The organism is Mycobacterium sp. TH-M116 (assembly GCF_057473685.1).
The window spans coordinates 1-5210 of sequence record NZ_JBYCLC010000109.1; the positions used below are offsets into that span (position 1 = coordinate 1).

Sequence of the window (5210 nt, forward strand, 5' to 3'; positions counted from 1 at the left end):
TCGGGCTCCTCGCCGTCCTCGGCGCCGTCGCTCAGGACGTAACCGCCCCGGGCGACGCCCTCGGCGCTGGTGCCCTCGAGCACCGGCACACCCTGGCGGGTCAGGATCAAGCCGACCGGTCCGCTGCCGTTGCCGCGAGCCAGGATGGTGCGCCAGGCGTAGGCCGTCTCGTTGGCGTCACCCGGGCGCACCACCGAGAGCCTGGGGATCGCGCGCAGCGCCGCCAGGTGCTCGATGGGCTGGTGAGTGGGCCCGTCCTCACCCAGCCCGATCGAGTCGTGCGTCCACACGTAGATCGGGTCGATGTCCATCAGCGACGCCAACCGCACCGCCGGGCGCATGTAGTCGGAGAATTGCAGGAAGGTGCCGCCGTAGGCGCGCGTCGGGCCGTGCAGCACGATGCCGGACAAGATGGCGCCCATTGCGTGCTCGCGAATGCCGAAGTGCAGGGTGCGCCCGTACCAGTCGGCGGTGTACGCCTTGGTCGAAATCGCCGGCGGGCCGAAGGAAGTGGCACCTTTCATGGTGGTGTTGTTGCTGCCGGCCAGGTCGGCCGAACCGCCCCACAGCTCGGGCAGCTTGGGGCCCACGGCCGAGAGCACCTCGCCGGACGCCGCTCGGGTAGCCAGTGCCTTGGAGCCGGGTTCCCAATGCGGCAGGTCGGCGTCCCAGCCGTCGGGCAACTTCCCGGCGCGCAATCGGTCCAGCAGTGCCTTGCGTTCCGGCTCGCGCTGCGCCCAGGCCTCGAAGTCGGCCTGCCAGCGTTCGTGGGCCTGCTTGCCGCGGCCCACCAGCCCCCGGGTGTGGGTGATGACGTCCTCGCGAACCTCGAATTTCTTGTCCGGGTCGAAGCCGAGGGCTTGCTTGACGGCCGCCAACTCGGCCTCGCCGAGGGCTGCGCCATGCGCCTTGCCCGTGTTCATCAGGTTGGGGGCGGGGTAGCCGATGATGGTACGCAGTGAGATGAACGACGGTCGGTCCGTGGTGGCTTTCGCCTCGGCGATGGCCGCTTCGATGCCGACGACATTCTCGCCGCCCTCCACCTCCTGCACGTGCCAGCCGTAGGCCCGGTAGCGGGCAGCGGTGTCCTCGCACAGTGCGATGTCGGTGTCGTCCTCGATCGAGATCTCGTTGTGGTCGTAGAACACGATGAGGTTGCCCAGCTGCTGCACCGCCGCCAGCGACGACGCCTCCGACGTCACGCCCTCCTCGATGTCCCCGTCGGAGGCGATCACGTAGACGAAGTGGTCGAACGGGCTGCTTCCCGGCTCGGCGCCGGGGTCGAACAGGCCGCGCTCGTAGCGCGACGCCATCGCCATCCCGACCGCCGAGGCCAGCCCCTGGCCGAGCGGCCCGGTGGTGATCTCGACGCCCCGGGTGTGCCGGAACTCCGGGTGTCCGGGGGTCTTGGAGCCCCAGGTGCGCAGCGACTCGATGTCGGAGAGCTCCAGCCCGAAACCGCCCAGATACAGCTGGATGTAGAGGGTCAGGCTGCTGTGGCCGCACGACAGGACGAACCGGTCGCGGCCCAGCCAGGTGGTGTCGCTGGGATCGTGCCGCATCACCCGCTGGAACAGCGTGTACGCCAACGGCGCCAAACTCATCGCCGTCCCCGGGTGGCCGTTGCCGACCTTCTGGACCGCATCGGCGGCCAGCACTCTCGCGGTGTCGACGGCGACCGAGTCGATCTCGGCCCAGTCGTCGGGATGGTGTGGTCGGGTCAGCGCAGAGATCTCTTCGAGTGTGGTCACAGACTCAGTCCTTGGGGTCATCGAGCTGATCAATCTCAACCCTAGTGCGGGAGAGGCGGCTCTTGCAGGGCAAGGTTTTGGGTACCCGCGGCCGGGCGTTGTGAAAATTACGCGTCGGCCGCGCACGCGTTGCAACCAGTCCCGCAATCGAGGGGGAAATATCGAGGGGGAAATGTGGGTGAACCGACCCTCCGGGCTCGCCACCGGTGGAGTGCGGTCTACCATCGTGCGTAGTAGATGCTGCGCGTCGCCAGAACCCCGAGGAGTTATTGCGTGAGCGTTCGCGGGCGCGTCGCGCCCATCCGAAGGACCGAGTCCGCCCAGGCGGGGCCGGACTGCGGCCCGTCGGCGAAAGGTCCGGCCACAAGCCCGTTCCGCACCCGGGCCAGGGTGACGGTGCTGGCCTATCTGGCGCTGACCAAGCCTCGGGTCATCGAACTGCTGCTGGTCACCACGATCCCCGCGATGCTGCTGGCTGACCGCGGCTCCGTGGACCCGCTGCTGATCCTGAACACGCTGATCGGGGGGATGCTGGCTGCCGGGGGCGCCAACACGCTCAACTGTGTGGCCGACGCCGACATCGACAAGGTGATGAAGCGCACCGCGCGCCGGCCGCTGGCGCGGGCAGCGGTGCCGACGCGAAACGCGCTGGTTTTCGGGCTGGTGCTCAGCGTGGGCTCGTTCTTCTGGCTGTGGTCGACCACCAACCTGCTGTCGGGGCTGCTGGCCGTCGCCACGATCGCGTTCTACGTCTTCGTCTACACATTGTTGCTCAAGCGCCGAACGCCGCAGAACGTCGTGTGGGGCGGCGCGGCGGGCTGCATGCCGGTGATGATCGGGTGGTCGGCGGTTACCGGCACCATCGGCTGGCCGGCGCTGGTGATGTTCGCCATCATCTTCTTCTGGACGCCGCCGCACACGTGGGCGCTGGCGATGCGCTACAAGGACGATTACAAGCGCGCCGGCGTGCCGATGCTGCCGGCTGTGGCGACCGAGCGTCAGGTCACCAAGCAGATCGTGATCTACACCTGGTTGACCGTCCTGACAACGCTGGCGCTGGCGCCGGCGGCGGGGTGGCTGTACGCGGCGGTTGCCGTGGTCGCCGGCGTGTGGTTCCTGGCGATGGCCCACCAGCTCTACGCCGGTGTCCGCGCCGGCCAGCCCGTCAAACCGTTGCGGCTGTTCCTGCAGTCCAACAACTACCTGGCGGTGGTGTTCTGCGCGCTGGCGGTCGACTCGGCCATCGCGCTGCCGACGTTGTTCTGAGGCGCTGTCCGTTCAGAAGGCCCGCGAGCGTAACGCCAGTGCGAAAAACCGCGCCCAATTTCGCGGTGCCGCTACGCTCGCGGCGGTTTTGCCCGCTACGGCAGTAGCACGAGCGAGCCCGCGGTCCTGCGGCCCTGCAGATCCTCGTGGGCATGGGCGGCTTCGGCCAGCGGGTATCGCCCGCCGACCTCGATGGTGAGGTCGCCGCTACCGATCGCGTCGAACAATTCCGAGGCTCGCCAGGCGAATTCGTCGCCGGTGCGGACGAAGTGCGCCAGCCCGGGCCGGGTCAAGAACACCGACCCGGCGGCGTTGAGCCGCTGCGGATCGACGGGCGGGACGGGGCCGCTCGCGGCGCCGAACAACGCCAGGGTGCCGCGCACGGCCAGGCTGGCCAGGCTGGCGTCGAACGTGCTGGCGCCCACCCCGTCGTAGACCGCCGCCACCCCCGCGCCGCCGGTCAGCGCGCGGATCTGACGGCCGAACGCGGCGGCGTCGTCGGGGTAGGACAGCACCTCGGCCGCGCCGGCGTCCCGCGACATCCGCGCCTTCTCCGGCGTCGACACCGTGGTGATCACCCGGGCACCCAGCAGGTGGGCCCACTGCGTCAAGATCAGTCCCACCCCACCGGCGCCGGCGTGCACCAGAATCGTGTCGCCCGTGTCCACGGGATACACCGACTTCAGCAGGTAATGCGCCGTCAGGCCCTTGAGTAGCGCCGACGCCGCGACCTCGGGGCTCACGCCGTCGGGCACCCTCGCGGTCAACGCGGCCGGTGCGGTGGCGAACTCGGCGTACCCGCCGGAGGCCGTCGCCGTGACCACCCGGTCGCCCGCACCGAAACCGTGGGTGTTCGCGCCGGTCTCCACGACGGTGCCGCACACCTCGGAGCCGACGATGAACGGCAGCTCGCGCGGATAGAGCCCCGATCGGAAGTAGGTGTCGATGTAGTTGACCCCGATGGCCTCGGTCCGGATCAGCAGCTGGCCGGGGCCCGGGGCGGGCCGCGGGGTGTCGACGTAGCGCAGGACTTCGGGACCGCCCGTGTGGGCCACTTCTATTGCGTGCATGGGCCTATCATGCCGGGCAATGAAGCTCGCCCGGCCGGACCTCTTCCATCCGCGTATCGTGCTGGCGGGCTGCCCGCGGCACGTCACCGGCGACGGCGACGACGCGGGGCTTGTTGCCGCGCTGCGCCACCGCGGCCTGCACGCACGCTGGCTGTCCTGGGACGACCCGGAAACCAATCAAGCCGACCTGGTGATCCTGCGGACCACCAGCGACTATGCCGAGCGGCTCGACGCCTTTCTGGACTGGATGGGCGGGCTGGCCAACGTGCTCAACCCGCTTGCCGTCGTGGCCTGGAACGCCGACCGGCACTATCTGGCCGACTTGGCGCAGGCAGGCGTGCCGACGGTGCCGGGGGAATTCTTCGCGCCGGGAGAACGTATCCGGTTGCCGCGCAGCGGGCACGTTTTCGTCGGCCCGGCCGTGGGCACCGGGAGCCGCCGCCGCGCCGACCGCGTCTCGGCCTTGGCGGATGCGGGGGAGTTGCACCGCGCGGGTCGCAGCGTGCTGCTGCAAACCTGCGATGCGTCGCCCGAGTCGGTGCTGGTCTTTCTCGGCGGCGAGCTGTCCCACGCGTTTGCCAGGCGGGAACGCGCGCTGGTTCAGGCCGAGGCGGATCCCGAGATCGGGGCGGTCGGCGCGGCCGCGCTGGCCGCCGCAGCCGCCCGGACGGGCCACGCGCAACGCGAGTTGCTCTACGCGCGCGCCCACGTCGTCGGCGATCACCGCGACCCGCGCCTGCTGGAACTGCAACTGGTGGACCCGTCGCTGGGCTGGCGGCGGTTGGAGCCCGGCGCCCGCAGCCTCGCCGAGCGCGGGTTCGCGCTGGCCGTGGAGTCAGCGTGCGACCGGCTCGGGCTCGGCCCGTCCAAGCACCCGTTCCCGCAGTGACGCCCACAGCGCCGCGGTGGCCGCGGTGCACGCGGCGGCGCCCGCCACGTGCACCGCGACCAGGGCGGCGGGGACCCCGGTGAAGTATTGCGCGGTGCCGACGCCCGCCTGCACGCACACCAGCGCCAGCAGCACGCCGAGGCGCAGCAGGATGGGCCGCGACGCGCCGACGGCCAGCAGGCCGAAGCCCAGGCCGACCAGCAGCGCCAGGTAGGCGACCAGCAGCGAGGAGTG

At 70.4% G+C, this 5210-nt stretch carries 4 protein-coding genes and 1 pseudogene; 2 read left to right on the top strand and 3 right to left on the bottom strand.

The features are described from left to right. The coding region (locus tag AC2VOK_RS05240) for a transketolase family protein (protein WP_428899536.1) at positions 1-1751 on the bottom strand (1751 nt) is incomplete at its 3' end. 273 nt (positions 1752-2024) lie between these two features. On the opposite strand from AC2VOK_RS05240, the gene AC2VOK_RS05245 reads away from it, so the two are divergent. After that, positions 2025-3017 (top strand): heme o synthase, encoded by a 993-nt coding sequence (locus AC2VOK_RS05245; protein ID WP_428899537.1) that lies wholly within the window; start codon positions 2025-2027, stop codon positions 3015-3017. 95 nt (positions 3018-3112) lie between these two features. Here the strand turns inward: AC2VOK_RS05245 and AC2VOK_RS05250 are convergent, their stop codons facing one another. Continuing rightward, the gene (locus AC2VOK_RS05250) at positions 3113-4087 is read right to left on the bottom strand and encodes a quinone oxidoreductase family protein (RefSeq protein ID WP_428899538.1); all 975 of its coding nucleotides are present in this window, start codon (positions 4085-4087) and stop codon (positions 3113-3115) included. Between the two features lie 19 nt (positions 4088-4106). Between AC2VOK_RS05250 and AC2VOK_RS05255 the strand changes: the two genes are divergently transcribed. Continuing rightward, positions 4107-4976 carry an ATP-grasp domain-containing protein gene (locus tag AC2VOK_RS05255; protein WP_428899539.1) on the top strand — a complete coding sequence of 290 codons (870 nt, stop codon included), beginning with the start codon at positions 4107-4109 and terminating at the stop codon, positions 4974-4976. Here the strand turns inward: AC2VOK_RS05255 and AC2VOK_RS05260 are convergent. Continuing rightward, positions 4923-5210: pseudogene (locus tag AC2VOK_RS05260) on the bottom strand (COX15/CtaA family protein); the annotation flags it as partial. The gene AC2VOK_RS05255 and the pseudogene AC2VOK_RS05260 overlap by 54 nt on opposite strands.

What these genes read in the sequence shown, in the direction of transcription:
- AC2VOK_RS05250 (WP_428899538.1), bottom strand. Translation starts at nt 4,087, where the DNA reads ATGCACGCAATAGAAGTGGCCCACACGGGCGGTCCCGAAGTCCTGCGC.
- AC2VOK_RS05255 (WP_428899539.1), top strand. Translation starts at nt 4,107, where the DNA reads ATGAAGCTCGCCCGGCCGGACCTCTTCCATCCGCGTATCGTGCTGGCG.